General features: G+C 43.4%; 1 tRNA gene and 1 rRNA gene. Both read left to right on the top strand.

What is annotated here, in order from left to right:
• A 16S ribosomal RNA gene (locus AC0L0O_RS30065) occupies positions 1 to 73 on the top strand; the annotation flags it as partial.
• A gap of 132 nt (positions 74 to 205) precedes the next feature.
• A tRNA-Ile gene (locus tag AC0L0O_RS30060) sits at positions 206 to 279 on the top strand.

Below are 279 nucleotides of genomic sequence, written 5' to 3'. Positions count from 1 at the left end.
GGTGGGACAGATGATTGGGGTGAAGTCGTAACAAGGTAGCCGTATCGGAAGGTGCGGCTGGATCACCTCCTTTCTATGGAGAATTGATGAACGCTGTTCATCAATATAAGTTTCCGTGTTTCGTTTTCGTTTAGTTTTGAGAGTTCAATAAAAAGTATTGACTCTTAAATGAGGATATGATATAAATAAATCCTGCAATTTGTATGGGCCTATAGCTCAGCTGGTTAGAGCGCACGCCTGATAAGCGTGAGGTCGATGGTTCGAGTCCATTTAGGCCCA

It is taken from the genome of Bacillus sp. GS3m_15504 (assembly GCF_055825275.1).
This window is presented reverse-complemented; position numbering and strand designations above follow the sequence as displayed.